The organism is Saliterribacillus persicus (genome assembly GCF_003337485.1).
In the GTDB taxonomy this organism is placed as follows: domain Bacteria; phylum Bacillota; class Bacilli; order Bacillales; family Amphibacillaceae; genus Saliterribacillus; species Saliterribacillus persicus.
The window spans coordinates 256,739-279,774 of sequence record NZ_QPJJ01000002.1 but is presented as its reverse complement, the minus strand read 5'-3'; the positions used below and the strand labels follow the sequence as shown (position 1 = coordinate 279,774).

The following is a 23,036-nucleotide window of genomic DNA, read 5'->3' as shown; positions in this document are numbered from 1 at the left end:
TTGAAGCTATATATTCTAACTAGATGAGGTGAAACAATGTCAACGAGATTAGATGATGTATTAAATGGAAACGAAGAAAATTATATATTACCTTTTTTCTGGCAACATGGAGAAGAAGAAGAAGTACTTCGCGAGGAAATGGCTCGGATATACGAAGCGGGAATAAAAGCGGTATGTGTAGAGGCGCGACCACATCCAGACTTTCTTGGTCCTAAATGGTGGAAAGATATGGATATAATTATGGAGGAATCAAAAAAACGTGACATGCGTGTATGGATCCTTGATGATGATCATTTTCCAACTGGGCATGCAGCAGGTAAGATAAAAGACGCTCCAAAAGAACTGCGCCGTGTTTTTTTATCAGTTGATCATGTAGATGCACTGGGACCGCGTAATCATGCGTCATTTAATGTAGAGCCACCTCCGTATATACCTGGCTATTATGAAACAGGTGGCGGCACTATTATAGCAGTAGTTGCTATTAAGAGAGATTCTGAAACAGGTGAGTTAACGAATGTAGCTGAGGATTTATCATCAAAAGTTGAGAAAGGAAAGCTTTACTGGGATATTCCTGAAGGGTATTGGCGAATATTTACTATTGTTGAAAATGAAAGAGGCGGAGATCTTAAGAAAAATGACTACTTAAATCCACTTGTTAAGGAATCTGTAAAAGTCCTTATTGATACCGTCCACGAAGCATTTTATGAGCGCTATAGCGATGACTTCGGTGGAACGATAGCTGGTTTTTTCTCCGATGAACCTGGATTCTATAATGACAATCAAGGAGCCTACTACGATTCAAAACTTGGAAAACCATCCGTGTCACTTCCTTGGAGTGCAGAATTGTATAACTTACTTGAAAAGGAGTTTGGATCAGATTACAAGAAGCACTTGCCTTTTCTTTGGCATGATGACAAAGAAAACATGTCAAAAATGCGCTACTGTTATATGAATATAGTTACCGAACTATATGCTGAAAACTTCACCTCTCAAATAGGGGATTGGTGTAGAGGACACGATGTGGAATACATTGGGCATGTTTTAGAGGATAATAACGTGCACGCTCGCCTTGGCAGTGGTGCTGGGCACTTTTATAGAGCGCTAGGTGGACAAGATATGTCCGGTTTGGATGTAGTATTGTGGCAATTAAATCCGGGCTTTGATGAAGTTCCTTCAAGAATGTTTGCTGGTGAAGCTGATAACGAGTTTTTTAATTACGGAATGGCAAAAATGGCAACATCGCTTGCACATATGGATCCGAAAAAGAAAGGCCGTACAATGGCAGAAATCTTTGGAGCATACGGATGGGTGGAAGGTTTAAAACTAATGAAATGGATTACGGATCATATGCTGGTTCGAGGTGTAAATTATTTTGTACCGCATGCTTTTTCACCAAAAGAATATCCGGATTACGATTGTCCACCACATATGTATGCAAGAGGGAAAAATCCTCAATATCGTTATTACAAATTTTTAAACCAATATACGAATCGAATGAGCCATCTTTTATCAGGTGGTAAACATGTTGCCTCAGCAGCTGTTTTATACCATGCAGAAGCAGAATGGTCGGCAGGGGACTATATGTATTTTCAGAAGCCAGTAAAAGAATTAATGAGAAATCAGATAGACTGCGATGTTCTTCCATGTGATGCCATCATAGACGATGTTGAAGTTCAAGATGGGAAGTTAGTATCAAATGAAGAGACATTTGATTGCTTAATTATTCCTTATTCTGAAGTATTACCTGCTAGTGCTATTAAACGATTTGCAGAATTAGCAGAAGCGGGCTTACCAGTGTTCTTCATTGATGGACTTCCTCAACGTTCAAGTGAAGGCGAGTCTATCGATGACGTAATTCGGGTTTTGGGTTCAAACAAAAGGGTTAAGACGATTCCTCTGTTAGATCTGGTGAGAACGATGAAAAGTGCTGGATACTATGATATTCAAGTAAAAGACCACCAACCATATTTACGTTACCATCACGTTGAGCAACAGGATATGGATGTATATATGTTTTTTAATGAACATCCATTACATGAAATAGAGACTGAGGCAGAGCTTCCAATTACAGGGAAAGTCTTATGTTATGATGCTTATGACAATCGTGCAAGGAATGCTCAAGTCGTTAAAAAAGGTGAAACTTCACTTGTTTCAATAAAACTTGCTCCGAATGAAACGATAGTAGTTGTAGCAGTTTCTGAAGATAAAACACTAAAGCTCAGCCCTAATTTGAAAAAACTTGAACAGGTGGCTACGATAGAAGGCCCTTGGTCACTTTCAACAGCAACTTCTGAACAATATCCTAATTTTAATTTTTTCGGCAAAATCAAGTCACTAACTGATTTAAGTCGTATAGAAGGTTTACAATCGTTTTCTGGAACCATGCAATATGAAGTAGACTTAACATGGACTTCAGAGGGGGAACGAGTATTTATTGATTTAGGAGATGCATTTGAAACAGCGGAAGTATTAGTAAATGGCGAATCTGCAGGAGTGCGTATCCAGGCTCCATATCAATTTGAATTGAGTAATTATATCCAAGAGGGAATAAATTCACTTCTTGTTGAAGTAACGAATACCCTTGTGAAAGAAAATAATGATATGCTCTCTCGGATTGGGCATCAAGAACCAAGCGGACTACTAGGACCAGTTAGACTATTGGTTGAAGAGTAATTTGTAACTAAAAATAGCGTCATTGATATGATCATTTGGAAAAATGAAATAATGGTGGGAGGTATAACTATGAGAAAGGTAATAAATCTAAATCAAACATGGAAATTTTCCCCTAATGGAGAAAAAAATGAAGTGAAAGAAAAGAATTTTAACGATAAAAATTGGTATACATTATCTTTACCACATACGTGGAATGCAATTGATGGGGCAAATGGAAATGAATTTCATCGCGGAGCTTGCTGGTATCGTAAAGCGATTACGCTACCTATAGAAGAGCAAAGAAACCGTGTCTTCATAGAATTTGAAGGTGCTAATAGTGTCACGGATGTATTTTTAAACGGGAAGCATTTAGGTCAACACCGTGGCGGATATTCAACCTTTCGTTTTGACTTAAGCGAACATTTTGTATTTGGTGAACAGAATATATTAGCTGTTAAAGTAGACAATTCTGCTTTTGAAGATGTCTATCCATTAAGGGCTGATTTCACATTCTATGGTGGTATTTATCGTGATGTTAATTTAGTTGTAGTAAACCCTGTGCATGTAGATTTATTGGATTATGGTTCACAAGGTGTCTATGTAGTGCAAGAAGAAGTATCTAATGAGCAAGCTAAGTTAAGGTTGCAAACACGACTGACCAATGATCTAACGGAAGCTAGTAAGGTGAGGCTATGGATTGATTTGGTTGACCAAGAAGGCGGTCTGGTTGGATATCGTGCTGCCGAAGTTAAGATTGAAAACGGAGAAACGAAAACTATTGATTTGGATCTTAAAATCGACCATCCAAAATTATGGAACGGTTTGGAAAATCCCCACATGTATGAAGCGAGAGTTTTCTTGCAGAGCTATAATGATACATTGGATGAAGTAATAGTGCCATTCGGTGTTCGTTATTTTCATGTTGACCCGAAAAAAGGGTTATACCTAAATGGAAAGAATGTAAGGTTAAATGGTGTATCGCGCCATCAGGATCGAAAAGATATGGGATGGGCGATAACTGCTCAAGAACATGAAGAAGATATGTCACTTATTAAGGAGATAGGAGCAACATCTATTCGTTTAGCGCACTACCAACACGCTCAATATTTCTATGATTTGTGTGATCGTGAAGGAATGGTTGTATGGGCAGAAATCCCATTTATTACGGAAATATCTGAAACGGATTTAACGGGCGAAAATGCTAAATTGCAAATGCTGGAGTTAATACGTCAGAATTTTAATCACCCGTCCATTCTATTTTGGGGAATTCAAAACGAAATACAAATTGGTAGTAAACATGAGAAAGCGGTTCGAAAAGTAGTTCGTGAACTAAGTGAATTGACAAAAAAAGAAGATCCAACCCGATTAAGTACAATGGCCAACGTATTTATGGTGGAAGAGAAAGATGAATATAACTTCATGACAGACGTCATTGGCTACAATAAGTACTATGGTTGGTACAATGGGAAAGCAGAAGATTTTGCTCCGTGGTTGGATAGTTTCCATGAAATAAATCCAAATACGAGCCTATGTATCTCTGAATACGGTGCTGAAGGGATTATTGAATATCATAGTGATGAACCTAAGGTAAAAGATTACACAGAAGAATACCATGCATTATATCACGAAAAAGTCTGGAAAATATTTGAGGAACGCCCTTTTTTATGGGCAACCTATGTATGGAATATGTTTGATTTTGGCGCGAATGTTCGTGATGAAGGTGGTGTAAAGGGGCGTAACAACAAAGGACTGGTTACTTACGATAGAAATGTAAAAAAAGATGCTTTCTTTATGTATAAGGCGCACTGGTCAAGCGAACCGTTTGTTCATCTTACAGGTAAGCGTTATGTAGAACGTTCGCGTGATAATATAGATTTAAAGGTATATACTAACTGTGATCAAGTTACTCTGTTGGTCAATAATAAAAAAATTGAAACAAAATCGGAATCTACTAGAATTGTAGTTTTTAAAGATGTAGCGTTAGCAGAGGGCTCTAACGATATTAGAGTTGAAGCGCAAGCTGGAGATACTGTATTAAGTGATCAAGCTTGGTTTGAAAAAGTGGCAGAGGCAAATCCTAACTATAAAGCACCAGTGGATGATTCGGGAGAAGTTTCCAATTGGTTTGACATTCCAGAGTTTGATGAGGATGAAGTAGTAGATGTAATTGACATCCCTGAAGGTGTGTATTCTTCCCGTGAAACACTTCAAGAATTGTTTGAAAATGAAAAGACGAGAGATGTTGTCATAGGGATATTAGGCGATCTTAGAAAAATTCCAATGTACGGGATGATGAAGGGGTTTAAACTAGATGTCTTGGCATCAATGGCTAGCGAGGAAGATGATAAAAATACAATATTTGACGAGCGTAGGGTAAATCGATTAAACCGCGAGTTAATTAGGATTAAAAAGTAAAGTGATATGGGGGTGTCTCTTAAGTGAAAAGAGGCACCCTTTGATATAAAGTAATAATCTTTGAAAAAGGGACAATAAAAAATATTCTCAATGTAATGATTACTACAAAGATAGTTATCAACAGTAGATTATAAGAAGTGAATTTCACTTAGTAATACGTAATTAAAAGTATGAAGATTTATATTATTTTTAAATATCCATGCAGACATACCTAAATGACTAAAAAGGTGACTATAACACAATACTAAGACGATAAAATACATTATCTTATATGTAAGCGCTTAATGTATTGAGTGTAATAGTCAAAAGAGGAGGCAGGTTGATAAAAAGTAAGATAAGAAGAGGTGTATAAACGGGTAGCAAAACTAAGGATTAAAAGGTTAATTGAATGAAATGGGATTAGTGAAAATGCTGATGTTAAAGTAAATTGCCAAATAATAGTAGTACAAACAATTTAACTGTGGTGAATTGGTTACAAATTTAAGCTTTAAAATCAACTGAACTGACATTCCTTTGAAGAGTTTTTTATTAGAGAGAGCTTCTTAGTTTGTCATGACAGTAAATAACCAAAATTGAATTAGCATATATGAAGAAGTAGAACTAACAACTTGAATTTATTATATGTCATAAAATTTTGACACCGTTTACAATTGTGAATTATAAAAATGATAAGTCAATATTTGCGATACTTCAGTAACTCTATCAGCAGCCTTAAGAATTCAAACATAAAATAAAAGTTAGTTAGTGAGGAGGAATTTTAGTGGATAAGAGAGAGAAGAGAAAGTTAACAAAGGAACAAAAGGTTGCAAGGAAAGCGGAAAGAGAAAGGAAATATCGGAGAGCGAAAACATGGCAAATGTCTCTTTATCCGATTGGAGGATTTGGCCATAATGCATTTATGTTTCTAATGGGGATCGTTGCCTATTATGCCACAGGTATTGTCGGACTTGGGACCGTTATTGCTTCCTTTATCATTACTGGTTCAAGAGTTCTTGACGGTATTACAGATCCACTCATTGGGCTTATTATTGATAAAACAAAAGGAAAGTATGGGAAAGTTAGACCAACTATACTTATTGCATATATACTCATGAGTTCATCTACGTTACTTTTGTTCTTCACAAACCATCTAATTCCAGAAAGCTTTGGAATCATTTATTTTATCTTATTATATGCTATTTTTATTTTTGGATATACGTGTTCTCAAGTTGGACTTCAGATTGGAAACAATATTATTACAAATGATCCTGAACAACGTCCGGTTTTTGGTATCCTTACAATGATATACACGATGTTATTTTACACGATTGCCACCATATATCTATCCATGTATCTAACTGGAAAATACGGTGGTTACAGTGAAATTGGACTATTTCATGAGATGACCATTTTTACTGTAGTGCTTGCGGGGGTTGCATATGGACTTGGTATTTTAGCAATTGCTTCAAAGGACCGAATTGAAAATTTTGGTGCTGGGAAAAATACAGTACCTCTTAAGTTAAAAGATTTATGGCCAATCCTAAAAGGAAATCGACCATTGCAAATGTATATAGTAGCAGCAACCACTGATAAATTAAGTTTGCAAATTCATGGTAATCAAATAGTTAATGTAATGTTTTTTGGGATTGTCATTGGAAATTATGCGTTGATGGGGACCACACAAGCTATTGCGATGATACCAAATATTCTAGTACTTATTTTCGGTATGCGATATGCTATGAAATTTGGATCAAAGAAAGGTTATGTTGGTGCAACTTGGTCATGCTTGATCACATACGGACTTTTATTCTTACTTTTATGGTTAGGCGATCCAACACAGATTCGTATGGATAACTTTGGCTTTATGACAATTGCATTTTTATTGTTATTTTTAGTGGGAGGAGCAGTTCGTTACGTTGCATCTGGTCTTAGCATGCCGATGTTAATGGATGTTATTGATTACAATACGTATAAAACAGAACGTTATGCACCAGGCGTTATATCTGCTGTTTATTCATTTATTGATAAATCAGTTTCATCACTACAGCAAACATTCGTAGGCTTGGTGCTTGCGTTTATCGGTTTCAAATCAGTTTTTCCAGATGTGGATACTCCATATTCCGACAAAATATTTTGGACGACAATGTTCTTATCAATCGGGATTATGATGCTTGCATGGACCGCATCTTTGATTGCAATGAAATTCTATAAATTAGATAAAGAGCGTATGGCTGAAATTGAACAAGAAATAGAAGCGCGTAGAAATGAAATAACAGAGAAGGATAAAAGTGCTGTGACAAATTAGTATTAATATAAATATTTTAAATGGCTCAACTCAGTTGAGTCTTTTTTTTTTGGCTTTCTTAGCTAGGTCATTGCTTTGGGGGAATATTTCACTCGTAGATGGAGCAGTAGCGTTTGAAAGCTACTGATAATTACCAAATCATCTACCGAGTCTTTAACTAAGTAGTATTTACTCTAGGCTATTTTAATAGCTTATAAACAAAGTAACATTAACTACGAGTTAATAATGGTACAAATTTATTATTTTTATACAAAAAATGGCACTAAAATACTATAAGATACTATTTTACAGCGCTAAAATAGTACTTGTAATAGTTCAAAAATTTATTATAGCTATGGAAAATGGGTTTTATGCGAAGCGGTCTCTATATTTCAGGAAATTCCATATGAATATTTCGTTAATTATAACGATGATGTTTTCTGTTACAAAGAAAGGAGAACACATTATGGTGTAAGTTAAACCTAAAGTGAAGGAAATAATCATTGCTCTTCATAAAATTTATAGTAAACATAGCTATATTATACGAAAAGGAGAAGGTAATATGAAAATGAATATAACAAAAAAATTACTGCTTGGATTTATATCTATTTTAATTTTATTAATAATAATCGCCTCTCTTACTTTTTCCTCATTCTCTCATATTGAAGAATTTTTATCTTCTAATGAGGATGCTAATGTTGAAGTTGAGTTATTTAATGAAATGGAAAAAGAAATATTAAATGAGTATAAGGCAGTTACTCAATATTTGGTTAGTTCAGACAATAGCTTTATAGATCAATTTGAAAAATCAAATGAGTTATTTACTAATCATGCAGAGAGACTATTGTCTACGGATAGTAAGAATGAGAGTGAAATAGAGGAAGTTATTAACTTAGAAGGGCGATTACATGGTTTAATGAATGAGATGATAATGATTAAGGATTCAACTAGTAATGAATCCTACACGGAATTAATAAATGAAAGTAACACTATTATTTCTAGTGTAGCAGAAGCATCGGACGAATTACGAATGGGTTATCATACACAAATTGAAGAAACTAATGGTGGAGTATTGTACATGTCCCAATTTAGTAACAAGGTTATATCTTCTATAAGTATTGTGGCTATAATATTAGGATTAGCTATAGCGTTGTATATTAGTAGAATTATTTCCAAACCATTGAAGCAGTTAGCTATAGCTGCGGATGAGGTTAGTCAAGGAAATCTATTAATAGATGAAATTAAAGTGAAAAATAGAGATGAAATCGGGCAATTAGCCTCATCTTTTAATCTAATGGTATTGAACCTTAGAGACTTAATAGCAAATGTTCGAGATACTTCAGAACAAGTTGCTGCTTCAGCAGAAGAATTAACGGCAAGTGCGGAGCAAACTACTTCTTCTACCAATCAGGTTACTACAGCAATACAAGAAGTGGCCAGTGGCTCTGAATCACAAGGAAGAGCAACTCAGGACAGTGCAAATGCAATAAGTGACCTAGATAAAGGAATAAAACAAATTACTGATACAGCTTCCACTTTAACTGAGTCTACGTCTGCTACGGCAATTCAAGCTAATACTGGGAATGAAATGTTAAAAAAGGTTATCTCACAAATGTATTCCATTAGTCAATCCACGAAAGACACAAATGAACTAATCAATGAATTAGACAATAATTCAAAAAAGATTGGGAATATAATCGGAGCAATTACAGAAATAGCAGAACAAACAAATCTTTTAGCGTTGAATGCTGCTATTGAATCGGCAAGAGCTGGTGAACATGGTAAAGGCTTTGCGGTTGTGGCAGATGAAGTAAGAAAATTAGCGGAACAATCGAGAAATTCCGCAAGTCAAATTTCAAACCTAGTAGAGCTTACACAAAATGACATATTTAGAGTGGTAGAAATGACGAAAAATAGCTCAGAACAGGTTACAGAAGGAAGGATTTTAGTAGAGGATACAGGGAAGAGTTTCGGAAACATTTTAGGTGCTGTGGATAATGTTAGTGAAGAAATTTCAATTTTATCTTCTCTATCTAAAAAAATGTCTGTAAGCATGAATGATGTTAATTCATCTATTAAAGAAGTGTCCTCTATTGCAAAATCTTCTATTTCAAACACAGCAGATATAGCAGCGTCCTCTGAGGAACAATTAGCTACAATGGAAGAGGTTAATATGTCTGCTTCCAACTTAGCAAAAATGGCCGAGGAGTTAAGGAACCAGATTAGCACATTTAAAATATATAAATAGCTACTAGATTGTATAGTTTGTAGCAGGTATGTAATAGATATAACCATAAAAAGACGTACATTAAAAGGTATTGCCCCCAGAAATTAGAGAGAAAAACTAATTTTCGGGGGTATTATTTATACTAAATGTAATAAGAATTTAAAATACTTTTTAATAAATTAATTCTTATTTCGTAAAAAATTTGTGTTTTTATTACTATTTCGATAGTCTCACCAAAAATATTTGGTAAACTTAAAAAGTGAGTATTTAAGAGTGGGCAAGTAATGTTGTGATGTCTCTATTTTGTAATTCAAAAATAAATTGAATTTTATAGAAGGAGTTATTCTAATGAATAATATATTTGAAGAGAAGGATACAAATGAAATATTGAATCGTTTGAATAAATTAAGTGTGAGTTCACAACCCAAATGGGGGAAAATGGACGTTGCCCAAATGTTAGCTCATTGTTCATCCTTTCAAGATATTGCTATGGGAACTTCAATAGCTAAAAGAAGTTATTTGGGCTTAATAGTTGGGAGATTTGCAAAACCCGTTTTTTATAATGACAAACCGTTACCACAGAATATGTCTACTATTCCAGAAATTTTAATTACAGATAAAAAAATTTTTGAAACAGAAAAGGAAAAATTGCAACATAAATTAATAGATTTTCAAAAGAATGGATCAGAACTTTGTGAAAATTTGATTCATCCCTTTTTCGGAAAACTTACTGCTGAACAATGGGGAAAAGGAATATATAAGCATCTGGATCACCATTTAAAACAATTTGGAGTATAGTCTAGTGAAATTTCTTTATTCAAAATAACATTTCAACGATTACTAGTTACAAATTCTAATTTAAGAATCTTCGATACGAAGATTATAATCTTTATTGAGGATAGGATTCGAGCCAAGTCTTAGTCCTACGGTTCATGCTAAAATAGAAATAATGATTAAACGAAGCAGCAACTCAAAAAAAGAGGAGGGTTTGCATGAAATTTGAAAAGGTTCGTTGGGGTATTATTGGATGTGGTGACGTGACGGAGGTTAAAAGTGGCCCTGCATTTCAAAAAACGAAAAATTCAGAGTTAGTCGCAGTGATGCGCAGAACCGGGGAATTAGCGAAGGACTATGCAGAGAGGCATAATGTTCCGAAATGGTATGATGATGCGGAGGCACTGATTAACGATCCCGATATCGATGCAGTCTATATAGCAACACCTCCAGGTTTACATAAAGAATATACACTGAAAGTAGCACAAGCAGGAAAACCTGTCTATGTCGAGAAACCAATGGCGATCAATGAAGCGGAATGTACAGAAATGATCGCTGCATGTAAGGAAGCGAATGTACCATTATATGTAGCTTACTACAGGAGAGCCCAGCCTCGATTTGTAAAGATTAAAGAATTATTGGATGAAAAAGTAATCGGTGATATTCGTTTTGTATCCATCATGCAATATCAAAAGGCTGCAGAGGAACTTACTGAAAATCAAATCCTTCCTTGGCGGCTTCAACCAGAATTGTCTGGTGGGGGATTGTTTTTTGATTTAGCAAGTCATACTCTCGATATTCTAGACTATTTGCTTGGGCCGATTAAACAGCTACAGGGCTTTTCTGCAAACCAAGCGGGTCTTTATAGTGCAGAAGATATCGTTACAGGAACTTACCAATTTGAGTCTGGTGTGCATGGCTTAGGAAATTGGTGTTTTTCAGCCTTTGAAGATGTAGATGTAAATGAAATTGTTGGTAGTAAAGGAAAAATCACTTTTTCTACTTTTGGGAAAGATCCAGTAGTTTTAACTACTGAAAGCGGTAAAAAGGAATGGAGCTATGAACCACCTCAACACGTTCATCAACCGCTTGTTGAAACAATGGTAGCTGAGTTAACCGGTAGCAATGTGCCATGTCCAAGTACAGGACTCAGTGCTGCAAGGACCAATTGGGTGATGGATGAATTAACAAAGAAATAAGTGGTCTTTTTAAAACGAATAAAAACAATGCAAGCTTAAGTGTAGAACAAATCAATATGAAAAACCATGAGGGAGATGGCTGCATCCCCCTCATGGTTTTAAAAGTCTGCTTTTACTGCTTTCGTAATAACGAGATAGGCAATCAAAAATCCAACGATTCCAAGTGAAATCGGGGTAGCCATAAAGGAATAAAGATTGGTACTGCTGTTTACGGAAGAAAAGATAACCGCAATAATCAGGATAGAAGAGGTAATCGTTGCTTGTACAGAATATTTTCTCATCCCGAAAAGTAATGGGATTAAAGCCATCCCCGCAGAGCTAAATGCAATAATAAGTGTGCGGAGGGCTCTTTCAGTTACCATGCCTTGTGTGATGGGTTCGTTGATATAGTCAAAGATCGTATTGAAATAGACAAAGCTACTAAACACAAAGATGTTCGAGAGAATGACAAAGAAGAAGGTTAATAAACTTACGATAAGCACCTTTGCTACCAGAAGTTTTTTTCGATTTATCGGATACATAAATAATACAGAAATCGTTTTATCCCGAAATTCCTCTATAATCATATGCGAAAGAAGAACCGCAGCATAGATAACAAAAGCAGCTACAATAAATACTTCCATTAACATAAAGACAATTTCATAGTTGATTAATATTTCAGCTGTTGCGTCTTCGTCTATTCCAAACAATAAAAATACACCGATTATTCCTGCATTGATATACAGAAAAGTTAAAATAATACTTCCAATATTCATCTTTTTCATTTCTAGTTTGATCAGGCTACGCATCTTTATGGCCCCCTTCAATTAACTGTAAAAAGTAATCTTCCAGCGTTTTGCTTTTTTTATTAATCGATCCGATCTCAATCTGATGCGTAACCATCGCATGAATAATATCATTTTGTGAAATGTTACTATCATAGATATGAATCAAATCATCGCTTTCTTTTATTCTGAAATTATCGATATTCAATTCATTTTCTAGTACAAATGCGGCTTTTGCTTGCTCTTTCACACGTAGTTCCACATGCTCTACATGTTTACTGCGTATCATATCCATAGAAGCTTCTTCTAATAATTTACCTTCTCGTATTACACCTATGGTATCTGCGATCTGCTCGATTTCACCAAGAATATGACTAGAAATCAATAAAGTCATTCCATACTCTCTGCTAAGGTTTAAAAACAAATCACGTAATTCGCGTATTCCAACAGGGTCTAGTCCATTCACAGGTTCATCGAGTATTAGTAGATCTGGTTTTGTGATAATGGCTCTTGCGATGGCTAACCTTTGCTTCATTCCAAGAGAGAATTCCTTTACGGCTTTCTTTTCAATGTTCACCAAGTTTACTAGCTTTAACGCTTCAGAAATAGCACCTTTATTGTAGAAACCCATGTATTCACAATGGAGCTCGAGGTTCTTTCTGGCTGACAGCTTTTCGTAAAAAATAGGATATTCAATGATGCTTCCCATTCTTTTTAATACCTCAAAGGAAGAGGGGCTTAATTTTTCACCTAACACTTCAATTTCTCCGCCAGTTGGTGTAACAAGGTTCGTTATCATCTTCATGACAGTTGTTTTTCCTGCACCATTTGGACCTAGGAATCCATAAATTTCACCTTTTTTTACATTTAAATTTACCTCTGAGACTACTTCTGTTCCTTTGTATACTTTTGTTAAGTTGTGTGTTCGAACAATATAGGTCATCTTCTTGCCTCCCTTTCGATCTAGCTTAACTATAGCAAAGGAAAATGTCTTTTCTCTTACCAATTCCTTAAGTAAATCTTACGTTTTAAAAAGTCTTATTTTTCGCAGGTTTGAATGTTAGGGTAAAGGTAGTCAGACTGTATGGAGCGCTAGAAAATTCGATCTGTCCATTCATCTGTTCTATCAGTCGTTTGCTAATTGTTAAACCTAAGCCGCTTCCTTCTGCAAACTCACTCTTCGAATCTTTAACTGTATAGAGGCGTTCAAAAATACGATCCTGTTCGGAATGGGGAATGCCTTTTCCTTTATCTGTGACTTCGATCGTTACGTTCTCATTTTCTTGTGATACGGTTAAGCCGACAAAATTGCCATCTTTTCCATAGCGCATCGCATTAGATAATAAATTATGTAAGACACGGTTCAAGGCATCCTCATCGCCATACAGATAGATAGGTTCTTTGGGAATATCTATCGCAACGTCAAAGCCTTTGTTGATTAAGGTGTCATAATATCCCACTACTACTTTTCGACACAGTTCATTGATGTGAATTCGCCTAAAGTCTAGTTGCCAGTCACCTGACTCTAGCTTAGCCAAATCAAAAAATTTATTAATTAAGCCTGCTACATTGATCACTTTTACAGATACCTTGTCTATTAAAGCAGTTCGTTCTTCCGGGGTATAATCGTTATCGTATTGTAGGTTTTCTAAATAGCCTACAACAACGGTTAAAGGTGTCTTTAGATCATGTGAAATATTGGTTAGCATGCGGTTCATTGACATACGCATCCGGTTATTGTCAGCTAAATATTCTTGATGATAATCAAGTAATTGATTGATTTCAATTAACAGTTGTCGTACTTGTTTTTCCTCTGTAATTAATAAAATACGATCTGACGATTCATTGGAGATAATAAGATTTATTTTGTTGGATATGTAGCGTAGATTTTTATCTAAGCTCCTCTTGGAATGGTATTGCTGAAAGAGTAATAGAAGCAAAATAAGTATAATGATAGATAATATAACGATCATTTACTTAGCTCCATTTTATAGCCAATTCCCCAAATAGTTTTGATATACGTCGGTGCGGAAGGATCATCTTCAATTTTGCTCCTGAGTCTTCTGATATGAACATTGATGACATTGTCGTCCCCGTAATAGGTATCTTTCCAAACACTTTCGAAAAGTTGCCCCTTTGTAAAAACGTGATTGGGATTTGCTGCGAGTAAACTTAATATTTGAAATTCCTTTGCCGTTAAACTGATTTCCTTACCATTTTTTATGACCGTGAAGTTATCCAAATCTATGAGAAGGTCCAGCACCGCTAATTTATTCTCTTGTTTTGCTGAATGGCTCAGGGTGTACTGGTTTGATCGGCGTAATGCGGCATTTATTCTTGCAGTCATTTCAATTAAGGAAAAAGGTTTACCTATATAGTCATCCGCGCCAAATCCAAGTCCTAAAGCCTTGTCGACATCACTATCTTTTGCGGACATGATTAAAATTGGAAGCAAGCTATCTTCGCGAATTTTCTGCACAATATCGATTCCATTACTCGATGGAAGCATTAAATCAAGCAAGATTAAATCAACTTTTTCCTGTGAAAAAAGGGCTATTGCTTCATGTCCATCAAATGCTGAGATAACTTTGTATCCTTCTTTCTTTAGATGCTTAGCTACCATTTCATGAATTTGTTCATCATCTTCTACTAATAAGATCAATTCGTTCAATTTGCTTCACCTCTTCTTTATTAAAATAGCTGAGTGCGAGTTTTGTTATATTCCTATCATGATTATTTTTCTACTTCAGCAGAATCATTTCTTTATTATAGTACAAAAAATCTTCTAATTCTTACCAAATCAATAAAATTATAATTTGATATTTTGTATATACTTTGTATCTATTTGGGTTGGTTACTAGGTAAAAAGCTGAATTTAAGTCATTTCATTTATCAAAATAAAGACTTATAAAGATAGTATCCCTAATAGAAGGGAGCTGCATGTGAAATGCAAGAAAATAATGGTAAGATGAATTTATCTTAGAGTGATTAGAGTTAATTTTTAAAAACGAATAATATCGATTACGATATAACTAACCTAATGGATTTATGTAATGAGGGGGTTAATATGAATAGAGTGCTTGAGACTTTAAAAAATATGTCCTTAGATCTATTCTCTATGGGAAAAGGTTTTGTGTATGGTTTTGTCATGATAGGATTATTTATAGTTATTGGAGGCATGTTGTTATATGCTTTCTTGTATATTAGAAATCTACTATTCTAATGACGTTTATACATAATAGAAAGGATGTTTAGATGCATAACCAGACAGTAGATGAGATTATTCAAATGTTAGATTTACAACCCCATCCAGAAGGTGGTTTTTATCAAAGTACGTATACGGGTGAAGAGTCGATAGAAGTTTCAGATGGCACACGAAACTTGTTTACGAGTATCTATTTTTTGCTGCGATCTCAAGATGTTTCCCATTTTCATCGATTGAAATCTGATGAGCTATGGTATTTTCACGAGGGAAGTCCAATTGAAATCCATATGATTGAACCCAATGGGAAATATAAAAAGGTGAAATTAGGCTTGAATTTAGCAGAAGGGGAGTCTCCTCAGTATTTAGTCCCAAAGAATACAATTTTTGGATCAACTGTACTCGAAGAAAACAGCTTTTCGCTTGTTGGCTGTATGGTGGCACCAGGTTTTGATTTCGCTGATTTTAAAATTTTTGAGCAAGACGAATTGCTAGCGAAGTATCCAGAACATGAGGGGATTATTAGAAGGTTAACGGTGGATAGTTGATCATGGCACGAATTCATTAATAAAAGAACCCATTAAAATAAAACCTGATTCCACTGGTTTGTGCAGGAAAGGTCTGCCCGCTTCCTTTGGATCAGGTTTTTATTATTCATACTATAGGGTCTATTTTTTCCAAAGAATATAGAGAAGAATAATCATAACAATATCCAATCTCGCTTCAAACGCAAATTGGAAGAACCCAGTCTGAATGATAGGTAACTTCGTCAAAAGTAGTGCTGCAATCATAATGACCAATAATGGTATCGTTGCTTTTCTTACATAATGGTTTAAAACAATCAAAATACCGCACGCTAACTCTGTAATTCCTACAATTAAAACTATCATTTGAGGGTAGGGGAGTCCTAAGCCTGCAAACACATGCGTAAAATCAGAAACAATTAATTTCATGATAGCTGACGCGATAAACACATAACCAACTGCATAACGAATCAAGGTGAAAGTCGATACATTTCTGTTCAATATAAAATGCCCCCTTATTAGTTGTTACCTTATTTCTATGTAAGACAGAGGACAACCTATGTCTAAAAACTGCAAAAAATAGATACCCCACTGAATTTTTAAGTTTCAATAGTGAAAATCAAAAAAGATAAATTTACCAAATAAAGGGTAATTATTCATTTTTAATTAAAAAAGAACAACAATCTTATTACGTGTACATTTCTGTATACATGTATACAAATATGTTTGCTATGCACACAAATAACGTTTGCTTGCAAACAAAAGCGTAAACAAACCGTTGTAAATGCTTGTGTATGGCTTTGTGTACAATGCATACAAAAAAGTTTACAAATAAGTTATTTTTCAGAAAGATTACGGTTATCTTTCTTTTCATCTAAAGGTATTGATGTAGGGCTTTATATAAAATATGCTTTTTGAAGGCTTTATTTTAATAGCAAAAGTCTGAAACGAAAGAAAAGGAAGGATGAATAGATTTGAGTCAATCAAGAATAGCTTCCATAGATGTTGGAAATGATTCAGTTAAAGCGATTTTTGGAAAGATGGAAAGAGAGCTTAATTTACCAAATATTATTGCGCGAGATACGGAAGACCGTCCTGTCATCGGAATGGAAGAATTAGACCAGAAGGATCCAATTGAAGGATTACATATTCGTGTGCACTCACCAGCTTTAAAAGAAAACAATGCGATCTATCGTGTGGGGCATTTAGCGACAAAAGCAAGTAACTCGACAGAACTTGATCCAGGAAGCAGTAAATCGGAAGAAGATCAAACACTAGTTATGCTACTAGCAGCAAGTGCATTAGATGCAGTAGAGGCATTTAAACCGAATGCGAATCAGATGATCGATGCAAATTATACACTGGGAACTGGTTTACCTTTGCGTGAGGTGAAAGAAGGAAATGATTTAGGATATCGTTCGAAGCTGATTGGTTCTGTTCACCAGGTTGAATTTCTTGTCACACCGCAGCATCAAGGGAAAAAAGTGAATATTAAATTCGATGAAGCAAAGATATATCCAGAAGGATTTGCAGCGTTTATCAACCTTGTCATGGATCAGGATTTGAAAATCATTAATAAAAAATTGATCGATAAGCAAATTTTAATACAGGATATTGGTGGGCTATCTACTGATATAGCGGTGATTAAAAACAGAACAGTGGATGATGATAAAGCGCAAGGGTTTAATTTAGGTGTATCGGAGTCACTGGAGACCATTCGCGAAGAAATTTTCACCAAACACGGCGTTGAGTTAGACAGTCGTCGCGACGTTGTGGATATTATCACGAGGAAGAATGACCGTAATCATATTATGGTTAAAGGAAGCAGAACCAGCGTCCATGAGACCACAGACAGAATTTTACTCGAGTTAGCCAAAAAGCAATATCGCCTACTCAGAAACGTTTGGCAGAAGAATTCTCAAACAGAAATTTGTTATTTTGTGGGCGGTGGATCGAATGTGTTAAAGGAATATATCAAAACGTTAAATAACAATTTAGACGGCTATAACATCGAATTTTTTGAAGATGAGAAGGAAAGCATTTGGATGATGGCCAATGCTTACTATAAGCTGATTGTTGAATTTATGAAGAAAACAAGTGACAAGGAAGAGAAAAAAGTCTCACAACAATCCTAAGGTGATAACATGAAAAACAATAAGCCGATTGAAAGAGGACAAACGATATCATTTCGAATTCCGTCCGATACACCTGACTATATTATCAAAGAGCTCCAGCGTTTAAAGGAAAAAGAGCGACGCAATTTTTCCAGTAAAATAGCGGAACTGGTGAAAAAAGGAGTGCAGGAAGGAAGTTCGAAGGAAAAGGAGACCATTACGGTCCCTTTGCCGAAGCAATTAACCAAAGCACAACGAAATTGGATCAAGCATGAGCATTCCGAGGCGTTGCTCGGAAATATTATGTATCAGCTATTAGAAGATCCGGTTCGCTCCACTTCTATACTGGCTGCTTTAAATAGTAAGGCAACCGATATTGATGAAGCTTTGTATTTACAAGAAGAACCTCCAGAGGAAACGCATAAGGAGGAGAAGATTTCCCAGGAAATAAATCAGAGTAAAGAAAAAGGTAAAGAGAAGACAGATGATTTAGAGGATATTGATTGGAACAAAGCCTTGAGCCATAACCGTGAAGCGGATGAAGGTGAGTCACAAGAACCGGAAGAAGACTTGAATGATTTATTAGGAAGTTTTCTCGATAGGATGAATAAATAATTTATAGGTCGCATCCTTGTAAAGTGAAAACATCATATTCTTTAGCACTAAAAAACGAGGTAAAACCTTTTAAGGGGTTGTACCTCGTTTTTTGCTTTCAAATACAAGTATATTTATTCGTTTTTGTTCGTGTCAGGTATTTAAGCGATCATTTACTTATTTCGTTAGTAAATCAACAGATAACTCTAAAGATTCTTTAGAGGCGATAGGGGAATAGGTAAACCACGGCTCCTGTTGAATCACATGAAAGTTTCCAGCTTCAACAGCATCAAGATTCTGCCATAAAGTACTGTTTTCTATGTCATTAAACATGCCACCTTCTTCACTTGTTTCAGGGCCATAGTTAAGCATGATGATATGATCACCAGCAAGCTCTGGCAGTTTTTCCATAGAGATTTCTTCATTGTTAAATTCAACAAACTCCGGATCATCCGCTATTTTTTCCTGTATATACGGTGGAGGCGTTAAACCTAGAGAACGATAAAAAATATGTCCGATATTTCTGCCACCGTAAACCCGTAAAATGTTTTTGTAGGTCATAAAAATACTGACTGTTTCATCTTCACCTATGACTCCATTTAACTGCTCCTGCGCTTCTTCTGATTTCTCTTTATAGTCAGCAATCCAAGCCTCTGCTTCATCTTCTTTACCGAGCACCTTGCCCACTTCTGTTAATTGGCCATAAACATCGACAGCATTAAAGGCAATGACAACCGTTGGGGCAATCTTGCTAAGCTGCTCAACTTCCTCCGGATTTGCAGTAATAATCAAATCTGGCTCTAATTCTAACACTTTCTCCACATTTACAGGGTTACCGATATCTACAACACCTTCTTGTTTTTCTTTCAAATAATTATTATCCAGTACGTGTGTAGCAGCCCCTACTGGTTTATGGCCAAGGGCGATCATGGCATCTAAGTATTGTGTCGTTACAATACGTTCTGGATTTTTAGGAATTTCAACTTCTACTCCAGTAGTGTCTGTGTATATTTTAGTTTCTGATTCTCCCTTTGCTTGACTCGTTTGATCGTCCTGCCCACACGCACTTATCAGCAACAGAAAAATTACCATAATGAACAAAGTTTTTAGTTGTTTCATGATTTGATCTCCTTTTTAATTATTAATTGGTTAATGCGTTGAGGACGTCTTCTATTTTTCTAGATTCTGCAATTGGACCATTTAGCATCCAATGGCGAGACGATACGGTGAAAATATTGTCATTCTTAGCTGCGGGAATACTTTGCCAAAGCGAGTCCTCTTTCAATTCTTCAAGCATTAGCAGCGCTTTTTCTGTATCTTCTTCATTTGCGAGAGAAGAACCAGCTGTCACAAATACATAATCTGCCTCTAAATAAGGTAATTTTTCAAGTGACATCACCATTCCCCATGCATCCTCTTCTTCTTGTTCCTGTAATTCTTTTACTAAATCCCCAGATTCTAGTCCTAAGTTATTCTCATATAGCAGACGAGTATAGGAGAAGCCCGGGAAGAGAATCTGTGCGTCTTTTGGAGTAGGCCTTATAAATGCTACAGTCTTACCTTCTCCAACTTCGGCAATAATTTTTTCTTTTGCTTCTTCGAGCTCTGTATGAAAGTTTGAGATTACTTGATCCGCTTTGTCTTCTTTACCAAAAACATTTGCGATTTTTTGTATGGAGGTTTCCCAATCTTCTCGATCTAAAGCAAGCGTTGGAGCAATATCAGTTAATTTGTCATAAAGGCCATCCGCACCCGCAGGAGCTGCATTGACTAAAATCAGATCTGGATCCTGTGCAAGGATCGCTTCAAAATTATAACTTGCTCCGGCTGTTTCGATTACTTCAGCACCGTAATCGATTAATTCATCATATAAATATTGTCCCTTTGTTGAAGTGGCTGCTTGAATTGGTGCTTCAAGGGATAACATCATATCCTCCAGACCTAAAACTACTACGCGCTCAGCGTCTTTAGGTATCTCTGTTTCACCTAATTCATGCTCTACAAGTTGAGTTTCTGCTTCTTCGTTTTTGCCATTATCTGAATTTGAGTCGGAGGACGCTTCTGTTTCAGTCTCCCCACTACAACCGACCAACGCTAATACAAATAACAAAACACCAAACAAAAAGTATAAAGATTTAATTTTTTTCACAGACTTACGCTCCTTCATCGTTTGAAAATAACTGTTGCTCTCCTCACGTTGACAATTTCATGTGCTTGGAAAATCTTTATGAAGGACTTTTGTACAGATGTTTGATTAATTCACGATTTTTTTCTTTGAATAAATCATTATGGGAGGAGACCCTTCCTCTGATAGTTGCATCTGGATCAAGATAAAGCTTCGCCTTATTAACGGCATTTCCAGCTTCCTGAAAAGCGCCTGCGATTAGCTTGAATTTCCCTTCATGATCGACAATATCGCCAGCAGCAAAAAGTCCAGGTACAGATGTTTCGCATGTAGGTGAAGCAGCTACACGACCTTCTTCTGTCAGCTTCACGTTCACACCACTTTGTGAAAGGAGTTCTGTATCACGTTCATAGCCATGATTAATGATGACTTCGTCCACTTCAATATCGAAGGTCGATCCATCGTCGTTGTTCTTCAATTGAACATTAGTAATCTGATTATGGTCTTCACCCGCAATTAATTTATGAATCGAGGTTTCAAGTAGTAGATCGACTGTGCTGTTTTCTAACTTTTTCACCTCAGCCTCGTGGCCTTTCAATGCCTCGTTTCGATAAGTAAGGTACACTTTTTTCGCAATAGGTTCGAGTTCATTTGCCCAATCAATGGCTACATTCCCACCACCTGAGATAAGTACTGTCTTATCTTGAAACTTAGATAAAGACGTGACAGTATAATTTAAATTGCTAACTTCAAAACGGCTCGCGCCTTCAAGGTCTAGTTTTGATGGGTTTATAATGCCGCCACCAACGGCCAAAATTACAGTCTTCGAAATGTGCTTCTCACCACTCGTTGTTTCAATAAGAAAAAGATCCTGATCGTCTTTTTCAATAGAAGTAACTTTTTGCCCTAGGACAACTTGTGGATCGAAGGTTTGTCCTTGCTGGACCATCTGTTCAATAAGCTTCGCCCCGGTAACTGGCGTCATACCACCTACATCCCAAATCAGTTTCTCGGGATAGACATGAACTTTTCCTCCTAAGAATGGTTGATACTCAATGATTTTGGTCTTCATCTCTCTCAATCCACTATAAAAAGCGGAAAAAAGTCCAGCTGGGCCACCACCAATGATGGTTACGTCATATATTTGCTCTGAATTCATATCATCTACTCCTCTTCATAATAGTAATAAAACGTTTATGCTTTTGATTTTGCTAGTAAATACAAGAAATAGGGGGCACCAATGACCGATACCACAATTCCTGCTGGTATTTCAGAGGGTTCAATTAACCAGCGACCAATTGTGTCTGCAGAAAGCAGTAATAATGCCCCTATGGCAGCAGAAGCAGGAATAACAAATTGATGTTTTCCACCTACTAACTGGCGGGCTAGGTGTGGGCCAATTAAGCCTACAAATCCAATTCCACCGCTTACTGCCACACTTGCGCCTGCTAATGCAACTGCTGCAGCAAGTAAAAGAAGTCGCTCCTTTTCAATATTCACCCCGAGTCCTGTCGCTGTGACCTCACCAAGGTTAAGTGTGTTTAACACACGAGCTTTTATGAATACATATGGAATCAAGATCAGTAGCCAAGGAAGTACGGAAAGAACAAACATCCAATTTGAGCCCCAGATACTACCTGCTAACCATACGGCAACAAATTGATAATTGTCTGGGGTTAAACGTAAGGTTAATATGATCATGGCAGCGCTAATCCCCGCAGCGATAGCAATCCCTGTCAATAATAATCTTGTTGGTGTAATTCCTTCTCCTCGTTTATAAGCAAGAGCGTAAATGACAGCAGCTGTCACTCCGGCGCCTACAAAAGCTAAAATTGGAAGAAATAGCACAGGTACATCGGACGTCGTAGGGAAAAAAGAAATAAACAGAACTACAGCTAAGCCTGCACCAGCATTAATCCCTAATATTCCTGGGTCTGCTAATGCATTGCCTGAAACTCCCTGCAACACGCAGCCAGACAGGGCGAGTCCGATTCCCACCAAGACTGAAATCACGATTCGTGGTAGACGAAACTCAAATAAAGTAAGATTTTGCTTCTCTGTTCCCATTCCAAGGAGTGTTTCAAGTAGCTCCATAGGGGAAAGTCGGATAAATCCAGTATTCATACTGATAATAAATGCGATAACGGTAAGCAAAAGAATAAGCAGTATCGTATAAATTTTGC

18 protein-coding genes are annotated in these 23,036 nt (G+C 36.3%); 9 read left to right on the top strand and 9 right to left on the bottom strand.

What is annotated here, in order from left to right; genetic code table 11:
- The first annotated feature begins 36 nt into the window (after positions 1 to 36).
- The 6 genes from DFR57_RS03440 to DFR57_RS03415 all read left to right on the top strand — a co-directional run bounded on the left by DFR57_RS03440 (position 37) and on the right by DFR57_RS03415 (position 11,530).
- Positions 37 to 2,673, top strand: coding sequence for a glycosylhydrolase-like jelly roll fold domain-containing protein (locus DFR57_RS03440; protein WP_114351751.1), 2,637 nt, complete (start codon positions 37 to 39; stop codon positions 2,671 to 2,673).
- 69 nt (positions 2,674 to 2,742) lie between these two features.
- Positions 2,743 to 5,067: a glycoside hydrolase family 2 protein gene (locus tag DFR57_RS03435; RefSeq protein WP_114351750.1), complete on the top strand. Its 2,325-nt coding sequence runs from the start codon at positions 2,743 to 2,745 to the stop codon at positions 5,065 to 5,067.
- Between the two features lie 760 nt (positions 5,068 to 5,827).
- Complete coding sequence (locus DFR57_RS03430) at positions 5,828 to 7,351, top strand: MFS transporter (protein WP_114351749.1); 1,524 nt, start codon at positions 5,828 to 5,830, stop codon at positions 7,349 to 7,351.
- 541 nt (positions 7,352 to 7,892) lie between these two features.
- Positions 7,893 to 9,578, top strand: coding sequence for a methyl-accepting chemotaxis protein (locus DFR57_RS03425; protein WP_114351748.1), 1,686 nt, complete (start codon positions 7,893 to 7,895; stop codon positions 9,576 to 9,578).
- Between the two features lie 327 nt (positions 9,579 to 9,905).
- Positions 9,906 to 10,355, top strand: a complete 450-nt coding sequence (locus tag DFR57_RS03420) for a DUF1569 domain-containing protein (RefSeq protein ID WP_114351747.1) — start codon at positions 9,906 to 9,908, stop codon at positions 10,353 to 10,355.
- 194 nt (positions 10,356 to 10,549) lie between these two features.
- Complete coding sequence (locus tag DFR57_RS03415) at positions 10,550 to 11,530, top strand: Gfo/Idh/MocA family protein (protein WP_114351746.1); 981 nt, start codon at positions 10,550 to 10,552, stop codon at positions 11,528 to 11,530.
- Positions 11,531 to 11,628: 98 nt separating this feature from the next.
- Here DFR57_RS03415 and DFR57_RS03410 read toward each other — a convergent pair whose 3' ends face one another.
- The 4 genes from DFR57_RS03410 to DFR57_RS03395 form a co-directional block, all read right to left on the bottom strand.
- A complete protein-coding gene (locus tag DFR57_RS03410; RefSeq protein ID WP_114351745.1) occupies positions 11,629 to 12,318 on the bottom strand; it encodes an ABC transporter permease in 690 nt (229 codons plus the stop codon).
- A complete protein-coding gene (locus tag DFR57_RS03405; RefSeq protein ID WP_114351744.1) occupies positions 12,311 to 13,237 on the bottom strand; it encodes an ABC transporter ATP-binding protein in 927 nt (308 codons plus the stop codon). Before DFR57_RS03405 ends, DFR57_RS03410 begins: the two co-directional genes overlap by 8 nt.
- Positions 13,238 to 13,322: 85 nt before the next feature.
- A complete protein-coding gene (locus DFR57_RS03400; RefSeq protein WP_114351743.1) occupies positions 13,323 to 14,267 on the bottom strand; it encodes a sensor histidine kinase in 945 nt (314 codons plus the stop codon).
- A complete protein-coding gene (locus tag DFR57_RS03395) occupies positions 14,264 to 14,965 on the bottom strand; it encodes a response regulator transcription factor (RefSeq protein ID WP_114351742.1) in 702 nt (233 codons plus the stop codon). The genes DFR57_RS03400 and DFR57_RS03395 overlap by 4 nt, the downstream gene beginning before the upstream one ends.
- Before the next feature lie 584 nt (positions 14,966 to 15,549).
- On the opposite strand from DFR57_RS03395, the gene DFR57_RS03390 reads away from it, so the two are divergent.
- Positions 15,550 to 16,044, top strand: a complete 495-nt coding sequence (locus DFR57_RS03390; protein ID WP_114351741.1) for a cupin domain-containing protein — start codon at positions 15,550 to 15,552, stop codon at positions 16,042 to 16,044.
- A 120-nt stretch (positions 16,045 to 16,164) separates the two neighbouring features.
- On the opposite strand, the gene DFR57_RS03385 is transcribed toward DFR57_RS03390, so the two are convergent.
- Positions 16,165 to 16,521 carry a DoxX family protein gene (locus tag DFR57_RS03385; RefSeq protein WP_114351740.1) on the bottom strand — a complete coding sequence of 119 codons (357 nt, stop codon included), beginning with the start codon at positions 16,519 to 16,521 and terminating at the stop codon, positions 16,165 to 16,167.
- 473 nt (positions 16,522 to 16,994) lie between these two features.
- Between DFR57_RS03385 and DFR57_RS03380 the strand changes: the two genes are divergently transcribed.
- Entirely contained in the window at positions 16,995 to 18,155 is a 1,161-nt protein-coding gene (locus tag DFR57_RS03380) for a ParM/StbA family protein (protein ID WP_114351739.1), read from the top strand.
- Positions 18,156 to 18,164: 9 nt separating this feature from the next.
- Positions 18,165 to 18,749, top strand: coding sequence for a hypothetical protein (locus DFR57_RS03375; protein ID WP_114351738.1), 585 nt, complete (start codon positions 18,165 to 18,167; stop codon positions 18,747 to 18,749).
- A 156-nt stretch (positions 18,750 to 18,905) separates the two neighbouring features.
- Here DFR57_RS03375 and DFR57_RS03370 read toward each other — a convergent pair whose 3' ends face one another.
- From DFR57_RS03370 to DFR57_RS03355, 4 genes are all read right to left on the bottom strand, one after another.
- Entirely contained in the window at positions 18,906 to 19,847 is a 942-nt protein-coding gene (locus DFR57_RS03370; protein ID WP_114351737.1) for an iron-hydroxamate ABC transporter substrate-binding protein, read from the bottom strand.
- Between the two features lie 22 nt (positions 19,848 to 19,869).
- Positions 19,870 to 20,877: an ABC transporter substrate-binding protein gene (locus DFR57_RS03365; protein ID WP_170132894.1), complete on the bottom strand. Its 1,008-nt coding sequence runs from the start codon at positions 20,875 to 20,877 to the stop codon at positions 19,870 to 19,872.
- Positions 20,878 to 20,953: 76 nt separating this feature from the next.
- A complete protein-coding gene (locus tag DFR57_RS03360) occupies positions 20,954 to 22,012 on the bottom strand; it encodes an NAD(P)/FAD-dependent oxidoreductase (protein ID WP_114351735.1) in 1,059 nt (352 codons plus the stop codon).
- A gap of 35 nt (positions 22,013 to 22,047) precedes the next feature.
- Positions 22,048 to 23,031: a FecCD family ABC transporter permease gene (locus tag DFR57_RS03355; protein WP_425450938.1), complete on the bottom strand. Its 984-nt coding sequence runs from the start codon at positions 23,029 to 23,031 to the stop codon at positions 22,048 to 22,050.
- Positions 23,032 to 23,036: the final 5 nt, after the last annotated feature.